The following is a 14,949-nucleotide window of genomic DNA, read 5'->3' as shown; positions in this document are numbered from 1 at the left end:
GGGGACCAACGGCACGCGGCACACTACGACGATCGGGCTTACTTTTCGCGAAATGCGAGCGGGGCGCGGCGAAGTCGCCGCGCCCCGTGCCCAGTGGTGGTCGTTCAGCCCTGCTTGATCGCCGAGATCTCGAACTCGAGGACGACCTTCTCGCTCACCAGGACGCCGCCGGTCTCCAGCGCGGCGTTCCACGTCACGCCGTAGTCCTTGCGGTTGATGGTGTGCGAGCCCTCGAAGCCCACGCGGGTGTTGCCGAACGGGTCGACGGCCACGCCCTCGAAGGCGAACGGGATGGTGATGCTCTTGGTGACGCCCTTGATGGTGAGGTCACCGGTGATCTCGAAGTTGTCGTCGTCGATCTGCTTCGCGGAGGTCGAGACGAACTTGATCTCCGGGTAGTTCTCGACGTCGAGGAAGTCGTTGGTGGTCAGGTGACCGTCGCGCTGCGCGTTGCGGGTGTCGATGCTCGCGACCTTCAGGGTCACCTCGGCGGTGGTGTTCTCCGGCTTGTCACCATCGATGTTGATCTTGCCGTCGAACTCGTTGAACGCACCGCGCACCTTGGTGACCATCGCGTGGCGGGCGACGAAACCGATGCGGGAGTGCGAGGCGTCGATGACGTAGGCGCCGGTCAGCTCGGAGAGGTTGGTGGCGGTGGTCATGGTGGTCAGTCCTTCGGTCGGTCGATTTGGTTGAAGTGTCATCCACCTTGCCCGAACGTGGATGATGTGTCAACTATTCCCGTATGCTGAACACGTGACACGATGGCTGGAACCTGAGCAGCAGCGGGCGTGGCGTGCCTACGTCCGCATGCAGGGGGAGCTCAACGCGCACCTGAGCAGGCAGATGTCGGTCGACTCGGACATCTCGATGGCCGACTTCGCCGTGCTGGTGCAGCTCACGGACACGCCGGACGAACGCGTCCGGGTGCTGGAGCTCGCACGGTCCCTGCACTGGGAGAAGAGTCGCATCTCACATCACGTGGCCCGGATGGAGAAGCGCGGACTGGTGCGCAGGGAGAACTGCCGCAGCGACGGACGCGGCTCGTTCGTGGTGCTGACCGACCTGGGCCGTTCGGCGATCGAGGCGGCCGCGCCCGCGCACGCCGAGACCGTGCGGGCGCTGGTGTTCGACCAGCTCTCCGACGCCGAGGTCGAGACGTTGCGGGAGATCTCCGAGAAGGTCTTCACGCGCCTAACGACAGGCGAATGTGCGTCGGTAATCGCTCGGTGCGACGCCGACGACCCGATGGAAGTGGTGCCGCAGGAGAGCGGCTGTCCCGAAGCCTGACCTGGCGGCGACGGCGTCGACGTCCAGGTCGGTCTCCTCGAGCAGCCTGCGCGCGTGCAGCACCCGCTGCAGGGAGAGCCACTTGTTCGGGGTGGTGCCGGTCTCCGCGACGAACTTGCGCGCGAACGTCCGCTCGGACATGACGGCGAGCTTCGCCATGGACGCCACCGTGTGGTTGTCCGCGATCGTCTCCAGCACCCGCTCCAGCACCGGTTCGAGGCTGTCGGCGCTGCAGTCGGGGATGGGCAGCTCCACGAACTGCCGCTGACCGCCGTCGCGCTGCGGTGCCACGACCATCCTGCGCGCGATCGTGTTGGCGACCTTGGTGCCGAGCTCGCGCCGGACGAGGTGCAGGCACGCGTCGATGCCCGCGGCGGTGCCGGCGCTGGTGATGATGTTGCCGTCGTCCACGAACAGCACGTCCGGATCGAGCTGCGCCTTCGGGAAGCGCTCGCGGAACTGCCGCACCTCACGCCAGTGCGTGGTGCAGCGCCGGTGGTCGAGCAGTCCGGCGGCGCCCAGGATGAACGCCGCGCTGCAGACGCTGAGCAGCGTCGCGTCGGTCTCCTGGAGCGCTTTGACCAGCTTCTCCGGGTACTCGTCGCGCACGCGGGCGGCCGGCAGCGCGACCAGGTCGGCGTCGTGCATCGCGTCGAACCCGAACTCCGGCGTGATGGTGATCCCGCGGACGTTGGTCGCCACCGGCTGGTTCGGGAACTCGCCGCACACGCGGAAATCGATCGGCGGCACGCCGTCGTCGGTCCGGTCGAACCCGAACACCTCGCAGAGCAGGCCGAACTCGAACGGCGCGACACCGTCGATCAGCGGAACCGCCACCGATTGCAGCATGGCAGGATTTTAGCTCTCATCGTCAGATCTGCCACTGTTGGCAGGATCTGGTGGATCGCAAACTTAGTGCCATGACTCTTGCACTGATCGTCCTCGTCCTCGCAGGCATCTCCCTCTGGCTCGACCGGCACCGCGACCGCAACAGCCTGTACTCCGGAGGTCTCGCCGGTTCGACCGACGTGACCGACCGCGACCGCATCCGCGTGCGCGACGAACTGCGCTACCTCACTTGAGCCGTGTTGATCAATGTGGGGTTGGATCAACGTGGGGCAGCGGACCCGTGTAGCGGGCGACCGGGCGGATGATCTTCGTGTCCTCGGACTGTTCGAGCGCGTTGGCACACCACCCGATCACCCGGCTGCACGCGAACGTCGGCGTGAACATCTCCCGCGGGATCCCGCACAGCTCCATCACCACGCCGGCGTAGAACTCCACGTTCGCGTACAGCTGCCGGCCGGGCTTGAGCTCGGCCAGCAGCTCGGTGACCCGGCGCTCGACCGTGACGGCGAACCTCGTCAGCTCGGTGGGGTGCTCGAGCGCGATCTCCTTGAGCAGGCGGGCCCGCGGGTCCTCGGTCTTGTAGACGGCGTGGCCGAAGCCCATGATCCGGTCGCCCTGCTCGATCCGCTCCCGCACCCAGGCGTCGATGTTGTCCGGCGATCCGATGAGGTCGAGCGCCTCCAGCGCCCGGTCCGGCGCACCACCGTGCAACGGCCCGGAGAACGTGCCGATCGCCGCCGTCACGGCGGACACGACGTCCGCACCCGCGCTGGCGACCACGCGCGCGGTGAACGTCGACGCGTTGAAGCCGTGGTCGATCGTGGCGATCAAGTACTGCTCGACGGCACGGCTCGTCCACGTTGACGGCTCCTGTCCAGTCAACATGTACAACCAGTTCGCCGACGTTGACAGATCAACCCTGGGGTTGACCGGATCAAGTCCCAGCTTGAGCCTGTGCAGTGCCGCGAGGATCGTCGGCGTCATCGCGCTGACCCGCAGCGCGTCCGCCTTCCTGTCGCTCATCGGCGCGTCCCACATCGGCTGCGACGGCAGCATCGACAACGCCGTCCGCAGCCCGGCCAGCGCCGTGCAGCCGGAGCGCGCGATCGCGGGCAGCACCTCGCTGATCGTCGCCGGCAGCTGCCGCAGTTCGGCGGTCTGCGCCGCGAAGAGCGCGGACTCGTCGGGACCGGGCAGCCTGCCCTCGACGAAGAGGAACCACACGTCCTCGAACGACCGGGTCCTGGCCAGTTCGATCGCGTCGTGCTCGCGGTAGTGGTAGTAGCCCGCGGCCCCGTTCACGTCCCCGATCTGGGTGGTGGTGACGACGACGTCTTTAAGCCCTTTGGGTGCATCAATCAACATGGACAACAGGCTCCGTCAACATGTCTAGTACAGTCAATGTTGATGGAATCAATGTTGACGACGAATCAAGCTGCCCGGCGCCTGGGCGTCAAACCGGCGACGGTGTACGCCTACGTCAGCCGCGGCCTCCTGACCAGCAAGAAGGTCAACCGCCAGAGCATGTTCGACGTCGCCGAGGTGGAGGCCCTGGCGCAACGCACTGGTGCGCGCGGAGCAGTGGCCGCTGTGACCGATCGCATCCGCACCCGCATCTCCCTGCTGGAGGGCGACCGCCTCTACTACCGCGGCCGCTCGGTTCCCCAGCTCGCGAGCACCAGGCGCTTCGAGGACGTGGCCCACTGGCTGTGGACGGAGATCGACACCGTCGGCCTGCAGTTCCCGGAGGGCCAGGAGATCTGGATGGCCCTGCCGGAGAGCGCCACCCTGACCGACCGCGTCCGCGTGGCCGTGGCCCTCGCCAGCGCGGGCGACCCGCTCCGCTTCGACCTCGACCGGGCCGTCTCCACCGCCAAGTCCCTCATTGCCGACGTGGTCGAGTCCCTGCCGCTGCTCGGCAAGCCCGAGGGCACCGACATCGCCGACCGCCTGTGGGCCCGCCTGTCGCCACTGCCGCCCGTCCCGGAGGTGCTGAACGCGGCCCTGATCCTGCTGGCCGACCACGACATGGCGATCTCGACGATGGCCGCCCGCGTCGCCGCCTCCGCCCGTGCGCACCCGTACGCGGTGGTGTCCGCCGGCCTGGGTGCCATGGAGGGTCAGAAGCACGGCACCGCCACGACCCTCGCGCACCGCTTCCTGGCGCAGGCCGAAAGCGATCCGATGGGCGCCGTGGCCGAGCACCTGCGCTCTGGCCAGCCGATCCCGGGCTTCGGCCACCGGGTCTACTCCTCGCGCGACCCGCGCGCCGACCACCTGCTGGCGTTGCTGCGCGGCCACGGCGACCTGGTGGCGGACAAGATCATCGCCACGCAGCCGCAGACGTTCCCGAACGTCGACCTGGCGCTCGCGCAGCTAGGCCTGACGTTCAAGATGCCGCCGGACGCGGGCGAGGCGATCTTCGCGATCGCGCGGATCGTGGGGTGGGTCGCGCACGCGATGGAGGAGTACCAGGAGCCGGGTCTGCGGTTCCGCACGCTGGGCGTGTACACGGGCGACCGCCCGTAGCGCACTACTCCGGCGTCGCGGGCGGGCCGCCCACCCGCACGGTGAGCTCGGGCTGGGTCCGGTTCAGGCTCCGGCGGGCGAGGTTGACGAAGGCCATCTGCTCGTCGATCAGGGTGCGTTGCAGCCTCAGCCACTTTTACTGCTGCGGTTCCGCGTTGTGCAGGTGGGCCTCCATGCTCACGAAGGTCCTGGCGAGTTGTTCGGCCGCCGAGACGGCCCTGTCCTCGGCCACCAGGCTCAACGCCGTCGGCGCGGCACCCCACGGCGCCCAGTCGACCTTCGGCGCCCTGCGTTCGACGTGGGCCATCCGCAGGTCGAACTCGACGCGCGTGTACTCCCGCAGCACCGCGGCGTACGCCTCGGCCTCGGTGTCCTTGAGCCAGTGGCGTTCCTGCGTGCGCCGAGCGAGCACTCCGCCGGCCAGCACCCCCAGCAACGTGCCGGCCATGGTGACGATGTTCGCCCGGGGAACAGCGATGGCGTGTCTCGTCGCAGCGGGTCGCAACTGACCGCGCACAACCATATCCGTCCCGTTGGTGGTGGCGTCCGGACTTCCGGAAGCGGACCATGGGACGCGTGAGATTGTCCGCTGTGGACAACCTGAAGGTGATCCTCGTGGCGTGGGTCATCGGCGGCCACGCGCTGCTGGGCTACGCCGCCGTCGGGGGCTGGCCCTACGACGAGGTCAACGAGGTCACGTTCCACCCCGGCGTGGAGACCGTGCTGGCGGCGTTGATCGGGCCGTCCGGTTTGTTCTTCATGGGCACGTTCTACTTCATGGCCGGGATCTTCACGCCCGGCTCGATCGAGCGCAAAGGGCGGCAGCGGTTCATCGCCGACCGGCTGGTCCGCCTGGGCACGCCGTGGGTGGTCAGCGCCGTGGTCGTCTGGCCGACGTTCGTGTGGATCGCCTACAACGGGGCCGGGCAGGACGTGAGCTGGTGGCACGCGTTCACGCACCGGGATCCGTTCCTGGACAGCGGATCGCTGTGGTTCGTGGGCGTGTTGCTGGTGTTCAGCATCGCGGCGGCGTTCCTGCCGCCGGTCAGGGAACGCGCCATCACCACCAGAACCGTCGTCGGCATGACGATGCTCGTGGCGGGGACGACGTTCCTGACGCGGCTGGTGTTCCCGGCGCGCAGCGGGCAGGTGGGCGACCTGCACCTGTGGTGGTGGCCGCAGTGCCTCGGCATGTTCCTGCTCGGCGCGATCGGCGGGCGGAAGCTGGCCGAGCGGGTGCCGGACGAGATCTACCGGACGTGCCGCAACGTCGTCGTCGCCACGATCGCGGCGTTGCCCGTCGCGGCGGCGCTGTTCGGGGTGCTGGACCTCGCGAAGAGTGCCGAGCCGTTCCTCGGGGGCTGGCGGTGGCAGGCGCTGGCGCTGGCGCTCACCGAGGGAGTTCTGGTGGTGGCGGGCAGTTTGTGGCTCATCGGGCTCGCGCAACGCAGGCTGACCGGCCACGGGCCCCTCGCCGAAGGGCTGGCGCGGTCCGCCTACGTCGCGTTCATCGTGCAGGGGCCGATTCTGCTCAGCCTCGCCACGGCGATGCGGCCGCTCGACCTGCCGGCCGAGGTGAAGGCGCCGGTGGTGGGTGGGGGAGCGATCGCGCTGGCGTTCGCGATCGGCTGGGTCGTCACTTCCCGCCGAGGCGCTTCAGCACGCTCGTCGTGATGCCCGCCGCGTCCAGGCCGTGGGCGCGCAGGATGCGGGCGCGTGAGTCGTGCGGCAGGAACCGCGCGGGCAACGCGAAGGTCGCCACGCACGTGGAGCTGCCGGTCAGAGCTTGCCCCAGACGAGAACCCAGAGCACCGGTCGAGGTCGTGTCCTCCACCGCCAAGACCAGGCGGTGCCGGCTGCTGTACTTCACGAGGTGCGGGTCCAGGGGAGCGATCCACCTCGGGTCGACCACGCTGACCCGGACGTCGTGCGATTCCAGCTCGAGAGCCGCCGCCAGGCACGGACCGGCCAGCGGTCCCACCGCGACCAGCAGGACCTCGGCGTCCGGAACCTCGCGCAGCACGTCGAAATGGCTCACCCTGCGCAACGCCGGCACGTCGGGCCCGGCCGAGGACTTGGGATAGCGCACGACGGTCGGGCCGTCGGACACCGCGACGGCCTCGCGCAGCAACGCGGCCAGCGACGAAGGGTCGCGCGGCGCGGCTAGGCGCAGTCCCGGCACCACGGGGAGGACGGAGGCGTCCCACATGCCGTGGTGCGACGCGCCGTCCGGGCCGGTCACCCCGGCGCGGTCCAGCACGAACGTCACGGGTAACCGGTGCAGTGCCACGTCCATCAGCAGCTGGTCGAAGGCGCGCGACAGGAAGGTCGCGTAGACGGCGACGACCGGGTGCAGGCCGCCCATCGCCATGCCGGCGGCCGACGTCACGGCGTGCTGCTCGGCGATGCCCACGTCGAAGACCCGCGAGGGAAAGCGTTGCGAGAACGGCCGCAGACCCACCGGTTCCAGCATCGCCGCGGTCACGCAGACGATGTCCGGACGCTCCGAGCCGATGGCGACGATCTCGTCGGAGAACGCGTCGGTCCAGGTGCGGCCGGTCGACGCCCCGGACGCGCCGACCGCGTGCATGCGGTCGGCCTCGTCGGCTTCGGCGGCCTCGTACCCCTTGCCCTTCACGGTCTTGCAGTGCACGACCACCGGCCGCCCCAGAGCCTTGGCCTCCCACAGGGCGTTCTCGACGGCGTGCACGTCGTGGCCGTCGACCTCGCCGAGGTAGGCGAGCCCCAGCGCCTCGAACAGCCCCCGCGCGGTGCCGGAGCGCAACGACGCCGCGAAGCCGCCCGTGGTCGGGTCGTAGGAGCGGCCGTTGTCGTTCAGCACCACCACGACCGGCCGAGCCGACCCGCCGATGTTGTTCAACGCCTCCCAGCACATCCCACCGGTCAGTGCGCCGTCGCCGACGATGGCCACGACCCGGCGATCGGCGCCGGACAGCTCGAAGGCCTTCGCCAGACCGTCCGCATAGGACAGTGCGGTCGACGCGTGCGAGTTCTCGATGACGTCGTGCGCGGACTCGGCCGCCGACGGATAACCGGACAGGCCACCGGCCTGGCGCAACGAGTCGAAGTCGGTGCACCGGCCGGTCAGCATCTTGTGCACGTACGACTGATGACCAGTGTCGAACAGCACGACGTCGACGGGCGAGGAGAACACCCGGTGCACCGCGATCGTCAGCTCGACGGCACCGAGGTTCGGGCCGAGGTGCCCGCCGGTCCGGTGCACCCTGGAGATCAGGAACGCCCGGATCTCCTCTGCCAGGGAACCGAGTGCCGAGGAGGGGAGCGCCCGGACGTCCGCGGGCGAGGTGATGTCAGCCAGCACGGCGCACCGCCAGCGGCAGCGTGAAGGAGACCGTCTCGGTGGCCGTCGTGTGCGTCGACACGGTGACGGAACCCAAGGCCCGCAAGGCCGACACCACCTCGTCCACCAGTTCGGGCGGCGCCGAGGCACCGGCCGACAGGCCGACCGTCGACACCCCGGCGAGCCACGCCGGATCGATCTCCGACGCGTCGTCGATCAAATACGCCGGAGTGCCGCCGCGCGCGGCCAGCTCGACCATCCGCACCGAGTTGGACGAGTTCTTCGAGCCCACCACGAGAACCAGGTCCGACTGCGCGGCCACGTCCCGGATGGCGATCTGCCGGTTCGTCGTCGCGTAACAGATGTCGTCCGACCCCGGCCCGCGCAGCTGGGGGAACTTGCGCTGCAACGCCTCGATCACGTCCGCCGTCTCGTCCACGGCCAGCGTCGTCTGCGTCAGGTACGACACGGGACCCGTGACGTCGAGGGCCTCGACGTCGTCGACGGTCTCGACGAGCACCATCTGGTCGGGCGCTTCTCCCAGCGTCCCTTCGACCTCCTCGTGCCCGGCGTGTCCGATGAGGACGATCGTGTCGCCGCGCTCGGCGAACCGCTTGGCCTCGGCGTGCACCTTCGCCACGAGAGGACAGGTCGCGTCCAGCACGTCGAGCGACCTGGACACGGCCTCGGCACGGACGGCGGGAGAGACACCGTGCGCGGAGAACACCACGGTGGCACCCGCGGGCACCTCGGACAGCTCCTCCACGAACACGGCACCGCGAGCCTCCAGCGACCGCACCACGTGGATGTTGTGCACGATCTGCTTGCGCACGTAGATGGGGCCGCCGCGCTGGTCGAGCAGCCGTTCCACGATCTCGATGGCGCGCTCCACCCCGGCGCAGAACGACCGGGGTGAGGCGAGCAGCACCGAACGCGGCGGGTGTTCCGTCATCAGGTGCCTTTCAATGGTCTCGATGGGTCACCAGCTGGGCGAGCGTGCCGAGCTCCACCGCCGCACGCGCGGTCGGCGAGGCTTCACCGAGGTGAACCAACGCCTGCGTGTGCAGCTCGCCGGCCTGCTCCTGGCTCCACGCCCGGCCACCGGCGGCGTCGACGAGCGAAGCTGCCCGCGCCAGCGTCTCGGCGTTCATCTCGTGAGCGCCGAAGTACAGCGACGCGAGCTCGGCGGACGCCGGAACTCCCGCGGTCAGGGCGTGCACGACCGGCAGGGACTTCTTGCGGTTGGCCAGGTCCGAGTGCGCGGCCTTGCCGGTCACCTCCGGGTCGCCCCAGATGCCGAGCAGGTCGTCCACGTGCTGGAACGCCAGACCCAGCTCGGCGCCGTACCCGCGCATCGCTTCGACCTGTTCGTCGGTCCCGCCGCCGTACAGCGCGCCCAACGCAGTCGAGGCGCCCAGCAGCGCGCCGGTCTTGCCGCGCGCCATCTGCTCCACTTCGGACACCTTCACGTCGGACCGCGTCTCGAAGTCGAGATCGAACGCCTGCCCGTCGAGCAACGCCACCACGGCGTCACCCAGCGTCCGGATCGCCTCCAGAGCACGCGGATGTCCTGACGCGGCAAGGACGTCCACGGCCAACGCCTGCAACGCGTCACCGGCCAGGATCGCCGCGTTGACGCCGAACACCGTCCACGCCGTGGCACGGTGACGCCGGGTCGTGTCGCTGTCCATCACGTCGTCGTGCAGCAACGAGAAGTTGTGGATGAGCTCCACCGCCACCGCGGCCGGCACGGCGGCGGAGGCGGTGCCGCCGACGGCCTCGGCCGCCAGCAGCACCAAGGCCGGACGGATGGCCTTGCCACCGTTCTCCAGCACCGGGTTGCCGTACTCGTCGCGCCACCCGTGGTGGTACTCGGCGATCGTGCGCATCGACGGGGGCAGCTGTTCGACGGCCTTGCGCAGAGCCGGGAGCACGAGGCCCCGGCTCCACGCGAGCACCTCGGCCGCCGGCCGTCCGGCAGCGAGAGGTTCAGTCATCTCCGCGGTCATGGTTTAGAGACCGATCTCCACGTTCTCCAGCACGCCGAGCGCGTCCGGCACCAGCACCGCGGCCGAGTAGTACGTCGACACCAGGTACTTGAGCACCGCGTGCTCGTCGATGCCCATGAACCGCACGTTCAGGCCGGGCTCGTACTCGTCGGGGATGCCGGTCTGGCGCAGGCCGACGACACCCTGCTTCTCCTCGCCCAGGCGCATCGCGAGGATCGACGTGGTGCCGTTCTTGTTGACCGGGATCTTGTCGCACGGCGCGATCGGGATGCCGCGCCACGACTGCAGCGGCTTGCCCTCCACCTCGACCGTCGGCGCGTACAGGCCGCGCGAGTTCAGCTGCCGGCCGAACGCGGCGATCGCCTTGGGGTGCGCCAGGATGAGCTTGGTGTTGCGGCGCCGGGAGATCAGCTCGTCCATGTCGTCCGGCGTGACGGGCCCGGACCTGGTGCTGATCCGCTGCTTGAGGTCGGCGTTGGCGATGAGGCCGAACTCCTTGTTGTTGACGAGCTCGAACTCCTGCCGTTCGCGCAGGGCCTCGATCGTCAGCCGCAGCTGGTGCTCGACCTGGTCCATCGGCTGGCTGTAGAGGTCGGCCACCCGCGTGTGGACGCGCAGGATCGTCTGTGCCACCGAGAGTTCGTACTCGCGCGGCCGCAGCTCGTAGTCGACGAACGTGCCGGGCAGCACCGGCTCGCCGTCGTGCCCGGAGGCGAGGTGGATCTCCGCCTCACCGTGCTTGTTCGACGGCGCCGAGGGGTGCGCGAGCTGGTGCGCGATGTGCTCGCGCAACGGCTCGATCTGCCCGTTGAGCTGGTTGAAGGCCGCCCGCGACAGCACGACGGCCGTCGTCGGCGTCAGCGTCCGCGCCGTGAAGCTCCAGTTCTTCTCGACGCCGGACAGGACGGGTTCGTCGCCGATGTACTCGCCGTCCGCGATCGTGCCGAGCGCCACCTCGTCGCCGTACTCGCCGAGGCCGGTCTTGGTGACCTTGCCGTGCGCGATGACGACGATCTGGTCGACGGACGCGCCGCGTTCCGCGATCACCTCACCCGGCTCGTACTCGCGCTGCTCGAAGCGGTTCGCGACGGCGGTCAGCGCCGCCTCGTCCTCGAACCCGCGCAGCAGCACGAACTCGCACAGCTCCTGCGGCACGACACGCACCTCGGAACCGACGCTGGTGAACGTGACGCGGCCGTCACCGACCGCGTAGCTCAGGCGCCGGTTGACCCGGAACGCGCCACCCTTGGCCTCGACCCAGGGCAGCATGCGCAGCAGCCACCGGGGCGAGATGCCCTGCATCTGCGGCGCGGACTTGGTGGTCGTCGAGAGGTTGCGGGCTGCGGCGGTGGAAAGGCTCAGCTGCTGCTCGTCGACCCCGAGACCCGGATCGGTAACAGTCACTGCGAATCACGCCAATCTGCTTCAGCGGGCAAGGACTGCGGCGGCAGTGCCGAGTCCCGTGGGGGAGTGGAAGGACTTGCGGGTGGGGGTGGGGGTGAAGCTGAACCTGCCGGATCGCTGCGTCCACAGCAGTTCACCGGCCAGCCACGACTTCAGCGCTTCGACGTACCGGTGCAGCCCGGCCCGCGCCGCCTCGTCGAGGTCGTACTCGGCCGCGATCGACGGCAGCTCGGCGATGATCGAGACGATCTGCCGCAGCCGTGCCGCGATCAGGTCGGCGGCGACCGACACCGCCTGCTCCCGCTCGCAGTCGAAGAACTGCTGGACGGCGAGCACCGCGCTGGTCGTGCTGGCACCGGTGGCGTAGACGCGGTCGAACCCGACGATCTCCTGACGCAACGCGGGAACGTCGCCGAACGAGTCGACGAGCGCCCGCATCGTGCTGTTGCGCAGCAACTCCGCGGGCAGCTCCGCGCCGACCGACTTGCGCACCAGCTTCGCGGACAGCTCCGCGGCGATCGACCGCCGCCGCATCTCCACGAGGTCGATCGGATCCGGCACCCGGCCCTGGGCGGTGTTGTGCAGCTCCCACAACAGCGCGTCCAGGTGCTCGCCGAGGTGCTCGGTGTCTTCGGAGTCCAAAGTGGACCGCGAGACGAGGTCGGCCAGGCCTCTCTCCGCGGGGTTCGCCGACGGAGCCGACCCGGCCAGCACCGACTTGAGCCGGGCGACGAAAGCCTTGCCGCCGGCGACGTTGCGCGGCCGCAGGAAGCCCTCCCGGAACGCGTCGCTCACGTAGAAGCCCCACGTGTGCCAGTCGCCGATGTGCTTCAGGTCGTCGAGCGACGCCGTCGGGTGCGTCAGCGGTGCGAAGCCGCCGTAGTCCGCCGCGTCGTAGAACGCCTCGGTCCAGGGCGCGCCGTTCAGCATGCCCATGTCCCGCACCCACGTCCTGGTGTGCTGACGGACCCGGTCGAGGTGCGGGGAAAGCCGTGCCGGGAACGGCATGTCGAACTCAGCCACGCGCCACCCCCAGCCACGCGCCGGACGTGCCGAGACCGGTGGGCCCGCGCAGGATCGTGCGGAAGAACGCCGAGTTGCCGGCTCCGCCGTCGACCTTGGTGTAGCGGCCGGCGTGCAGGTGCCACTCGTGTCCGCCGGACTGCCAGTCCTGCAGGCCCTTCACGTACTTGAGCACCCGAGCCTGCTCCAGCGGGCCGACGCCGTGCTCGGCGAACAGCACCGGCAGCTCGGTGAAGACCGTGTTCTCGAACTGGTGCAGGCGGGAGGTCAGCAGGGTGTTCACGGCTTCGACGGCGGTCTGCGTGTCGTGGCCGAAGAACTTCTCGAACACGAGGACCCCGTTGGAGTTCTCGCCTTCGCGCTGGACTTCCCGCTCGTACGAGAAGATGTCGTTGCGCAGGTGGATGGCGTCGGAGAACGTGTCGGAGAGCACCCGCAGCGGCCGGGTGCCCGCGATCGACGCGGGCACCTCCGCCGCTTCCGAGACCTCCACCAGGTTCGCCGACCACGGCGCGCCGCCGACCTTGCGGCGCATCTCGATGTACTCGATGGGGTTGGCGACGGTGCCGGACGCCATGTTCTTGATTTCCCACATGCACTCGAGCAGCAGGTTGTGGGTGCTCGTGGTGAACCGGCGCCGCCAGTCCTGCGACATCAGCGGGATGGTCCGCTGCCAGAGGTCGACCAGGCCGCGTTCGGTCGGGTTGCGCGGCTGGGGCGTCGGATCCGTGCCGTTGATCGGCATGAACGCCGGCAACCGGTCGAGATAGGCCTTCGCCCCGGTCACGTCCGTGTTCTGCTTGAACTCCGCGAAGAACTCGTCGTCGAAGTAGAAGACCCAGACGTACCAGTCCGTGATGAGGTCGAGGATCTCCGCGGGCGCGTCCGGGTGGGTCCACGCGCACATGAACCCGTAGTCGTCGCCCGCGAGGATCTCCGGTGTCCACACCCCGGTGTCGAGCATCCCCATGTCCCGCGCCCACTGCGTCGAGTGGACGCGGGCACGTTCGAGATGCGGGTTCATCCGTGCCGGGTGCGGCACGTAGAACTCCGGCATGGTGAAAGGTGCGGTGGCCATCTTCTCCGGCTAGCCTTCGCGGCCCAGCTCGACGTGCTCCAGCACACCGATCGCGTCCGGCACCATGATCGCTGCCGAGTAGTAGGCGCTGACCAGGTAGTTGATGATCGCCTGGTCGTTGATCCCCATGAACCGCACCGAAAGGCCCGGCTGGTACTCGTCGGGGATGCCGGTCTGGTGCAGGCCGATGACACCCTGGTTCTGCTCGCCGACGCGGATCAGCATGACCGACGACGTGCGGGTGTCCGAGATCGGGATCTTGTTGCACGGCAGCACCGGGATGCCGCGCCACGCGGGGACGGACTGGCCGTTGAAGTCGATGTGCTGCGGGTAGATGCCGCGCTTGTTGCACTCGCGGCCGAACGCCGCGATCGTGCGCGGGTGGGCGAGGAAGTAGCCGGGGTCCTTCCACACCACCGAGAGCAGCTCGTCGAAGTCGTCAGGGGTGGGCGGGCCGGAGCGGGTGTGGATGCGCTGCTTGAGGTCCGCGTTGTGCAGCAGGCCGAACGACCGGTTGTTGACGATCTCGTGCTCCTGGCGCTCGCGCAGGGCCTCGATCGTGAGCCGCAACTGCTGCTCGACCTGGTCCATCGGGTTGTTGTAGAGGTCCGCGACACGCGTGTGGACCTGCAGCACGGTCTGCGCGACGCTCAGCTCGTACTCGCGCGGCGAGAGCTCGTAGTCGACGAACGTGCCGGGCAGCACGGGCTCGCCGTCGTGGCCGGCCGCCAGGCCGATCTCGGCCTCACCGAAGTCGTTCTGCGGCTTGTTGCGGTTGTTGTAGGCCTGCTGGATGTGCGCGCGCAGGCCGCCGGCCTCGCCGTTGAGAGCCTGGAAGTCGTCCCACGACAGCGTGAGGACGGTGACCGGGGTGACGGCCTTGGCGGAGTACTCCCACTCGCCCTGTGGCCCCGCCAGCACGGTCTCGCCGAAGTACTCGCCGTCGGCCAGGTTGCCCAGGACGGTCTCGCCGCCGTACTCACCGGTGCCGATCTTGTCGACCTTGCCGTGCGCGATCAGCACGACGGTGTCCATCGGACGGCCCTTTTCGACGATGAGCTCGCCGATGCCGAACTCGCGCTGCTGGAAGCGGCCGGCCAGCGCGGCGAGGACGGCGTCGTCGTCGAAGCCCTTCAGCAGCGACAGCTCGGTCAGCTCCTGGGGCACGACGCGGATGTCCGCGCCGATGTTGGTGAACGAAACGCGTCCATCGCCCAACGTGTAGGTGAGACGGCGGTTGACGCGGTAGGCACCACCCGCGGCCTGAACCCAGGGCAGCACCTTGAGCAGCCAGCGGGAAGTGATTCCCTGCATCTGCGGGACGGACTTGGTGGTCGTGGCCAGATTACGTGCGGCGGCCGTGCCCAAACTCAGCTGCTGACGGCCCTCATTGAGGTCAGAATCCGTCACAGTCACAACCCACACCCACCTATCTCAATGCGCTA

The 14,949-nt window shown here is 69.1% G+C and carries 15 protein-coding genes; 4 read left to right on the top strand and 11 right to left on the bottom strand.

What is annotated here, in order from left to right:
* Positions 1-104 precede the first annotated feature (104 nt).
* On the bottom strand, positions 105-662 hold the full coding sequence (locus IEZ09_RS18350) for a YceI family protein (RefSeq protein ID WP_189254935.1): 558 nt from the start codon (positions 660-662) through the stop codon (positions 105-107).
* Between the two features lie 94 nt (positions 663-756).
* Between IEZ09_RS18350 and IEZ09_RS18345 the strand changes: the two genes are divergently transcribed.
* Positions 757-1,290 (top strand): MarR family winged helix-turn-helix transcriptional regulator, encoded by a 534-nt coding sequence (locus tag IEZ09_RS18345; RefSeq protein WP_189254934.1) that lies wholly within the window; start codon positions 757-759, stop codon positions 1,288-1,290.
* Here IEZ09_RS18345 and IEZ09_RS18340 read toward each other — a convergent pair.
* Positions 1,195-2,139, bottom strand: coding sequence for a helix-turn-helix domain-containing protein (locus IEZ09_RS18340; protein ID WP_189254933.1), 945 nt, complete (start codon positions 2,137-2,139; stop codon positions 1,195-1,197). The genes IEZ09_RS18345 and IEZ09_RS18340 overlap by 96 nt on opposite strands.
* A 71-nt stretch (positions 2,140-2,210) precedes the next feature.
* Between IEZ09_RS18340 and IEZ09_RS18335 the strand changes: the two genes are divergently transcribed.
* Positions 2,211-2,372 carry a hypothetical protein gene (locus tag IEZ09_RS18335; RefSeq protein ID WP_189254932.1) on the top strand — a complete coding sequence of 54 codons (162 nt, stop codon included), beginning with the start codon at positions 2,211-2,213 and terminating at the stop codon, positions 2,370-2,372.
* Positions 2,373-2,382: 10 nt separating this feature from the next.
* Here the strand turns inward: IEZ09_RS18335 and IEZ09_RS18330 are convergent, their stop codons facing one another.
* The gene (locus tag IEZ09_RS18330; RefSeq protein ID WP_189254931.1) at positions 2,383-3,504 is read right to left on the bottom strand and encodes a citrate synthase/methylcitrate synthase; all 1,122 of its coding nucleotides are present in this window, start codon (positions 3,502-3,504) and stop codon (positions 2,383-2,385) included.
* A 42-nt stretch (positions 3,505-3,546) separates the two neighbouring features.
* Between IEZ09_RS18330 and IEZ09_RS18325 the strand changes: the two genes are divergently transcribed.
* The gene (locus tag IEZ09_RS18325; RefSeq protein ID WP_229812682.1) at positions 3,547-4,668 is read left to right on the top strand and encodes a citrate synthase; all 1,122 of its coding nucleotides are present in this window, start codon (positions 3,547-3,549) and stop codon (positions 4,666-4,668) included.
* A gap of 136 nt (positions 4,669-4,804) precedes the next feature.
* Here the strand turns inward: IEZ09_RS18325 and IEZ09_RS18320 are convergent, their stop codons facing one another.
* Positions 4,805-5,116, bottom strand: coding sequence for a hypothetical protein (locus tag IEZ09_RS18320; RefSeq protein ID WP_189254929.1), 312 nt, complete (start codon positions 5,114-5,116; stop codon positions 4,805-4,807).
* A 128-nt stretch (positions 5,117-5,244) separates the two neighbouring features.
* Between IEZ09_RS18320 and IEZ09_RS18315 the strand changes: the two genes are divergently transcribed.
* The gene (locus tag IEZ09_RS18315; protein WP_189254928.1) at positions 5,245-6,342 is read left to right on the top strand and encodes an acyltransferase family protein; all 1,098 of its coding nucleotides are present in this window, start codon (positions 5,245-5,247) and stop codon (positions 6,340-6,342) included.
* On the opposite strand, the gene IEZ09_RS18310 is transcribed toward IEZ09_RS18315, so the two are convergent.
* From IEZ09_RS18310 to IEZ09_RS18285, 7 genes are read right to left on the bottom strand one after another with little or no spacing between them, the layout of a single operon-like run.
* Entirely contained in the window at positions 6,305-8,011 is a 1,707-nt protein-coding gene (locus IEZ09_RS18310; RefSeq protein ID WP_189254927.1) for a 1-deoxy-D-xylulose-5-phosphate synthase, read from the bottom strand. The genes IEZ09_RS18315 and IEZ09_RS18310 overlap by 38 nt on opposite strands.
* A complete protein-coding gene (locus IEZ09_RS18305) occupies positions 8,001-8,942 on the bottom strand; it encodes a 4-hydroxy-3-methylbut-2-enyl diphosphate reductase (RefSeq protein WP_189254926.1) in 942 nt (313 codons plus the stop codon). Before IEZ09_RS18305 ends, IEZ09_RS18310 begins: the two co-directional genes overlap by 11 nt.
* A 10-nt stretch (positions 8,943-8,952) precedes the next feature.
* Positions 8,953-9,987, bottom strand: coding sequence for a family 2 encapsulin nanocompartment cargo protein polyprenyl transferase (locus tag IEZ09_RS18300; RefSeq protein ID WP_189254925.1), 1,035 nt, complete (start codon positions 9,985-9,987; stop codon positions 8,953-8,955).
* Positions 9,988-10,002: 15 nt separating this feature from the next.
* Complete coding sequence (locus IEZ09_RS18295; protein ID WP_229812681.1) at positions 10,003-11,403, bottom strand: family 2B encapsulin nanocompartment shell protein; 1,401 nt, start codon at positions 11,401-11,403, stop codon at positions 10,003-10,005.
* Positions 11,404-11,424: 21 nt separating this feature from the next.
* Positions 11,425-12,426 (bottom strand): terpene synthase family protein, encoded by a 1,002-nt coding sequence (locus tag IEZ09_RS46515; RefSeq protein ID WP_229812680.1) that lies wholly within the window; start codon positions 12,424-12,426, stop codon positions 11,425-11,427.
* Positions 12,419-13,504, bottom strand: coding sequence for a terpene synthase family protein (locus IEZ09_RS46510; RefSeq protein WP_229812679.1), 1,086 nt, complete (start codon positions 13,502-13,504; stop codon positions 12,419-12,421). Before IEZ09_RS46510 ends, IEZ09_RS46515 begins: the two co-directional genes overlap by 8 nt.
* Before the next feature lie 9 nt (positions 13,505-13,513).
* Complete coding sequence (locus IEZ09_RS18285; protein WP_229812678.1) at positions 13,514-14,920, bottom strand: family 2B encapsulin nanocompartment shell protein; 1,407 nt, start codon at positions 14,918-14,920, stop codon at positions 13,514-13,516.
* Positions 14,921-14,949: the final 29 nt, after the last annotated feature.

This window comes from Lentzea flava (genome assembly GCF_014648475.1).
In the GTDB taxonomy this organism is placed as follows: domain Bacteria; phylum Actinomycetota; class Actinomycetes; order Mycobacteriales; family Pseudonocardiaceae; genus Lentzea; species Lentzea flava.
This window is presented reverse-complemented; position numbering and strand designations above follow the sequence as displayed.

Bases quoted from the DNA above. Each gene is read 5' to 3' on its own strand.
- IEZ09_RS18350 (WP_189254935.1), bottom strand. From the start codon at position 662: ATGACCACCGCCACCAACCTCTCCGAGCTGACCGGCGCCTACGTCATC.
- IEZ09_RS18340 (WP_189254933.1), bottom strand. From the start codon at position 2,139: ATGCTGCAATCGGTGGCGGTTCCGCTGATCGACGGTGTCGCGCCGTTC.
- IEZ09_RS18335 (WP_189254932.1), top strand. From the start codon at position 2,211: ATGACTCTTGCACTGATCGTCCTCGTCCTCGCAGGCATCTCCCTCTGG.
- IEZ09_RS18330 (WP_189254931.1), bottom strand. From the start codon at position 3,504: ATGTTGATTGATGCACCCAAAGGGCTTAAAGACGTCGTCGTCACCACC.
- IEZ09_RS18325 (WP_229812682.1), top strand. From the start codon at position 3,547: ATGGAATCAATGTTGACGACGAATCAAGCTGCCCGGCGCCTGGGCGTC.
- IEZ09_RS18320 (WP_189254929.1), bottom strand. From the start codon at position 5,116: ATGGCCGGCACGTTGCTGGGGGTGCTGGCCGGCGGAGTGCTCGCTCGG.
- IEZ09_RS18305 (WP_189254926.1), bottom strand. From the start codon at position 8,942: ATGACGGAACACCCGCCGCGTTCGGTGCTGCTCGCCTCACCCCGGTCG.
- IEZ09_RS18300 (WP_189254925.1), bottom strand. From the start codon at position 9,987: ATGACTGAACCTCTCGCTGCCGGACGGCCGGCGGCCGAGGTGCTCGCG.
- IEZ09_RS46510 (WP_229812679.1), bottom strand. From the start codon at position 13,504: ATGGCCACCGCACCTTTCACCATGCCGGAGTTCTACGTGCCGCACCCG.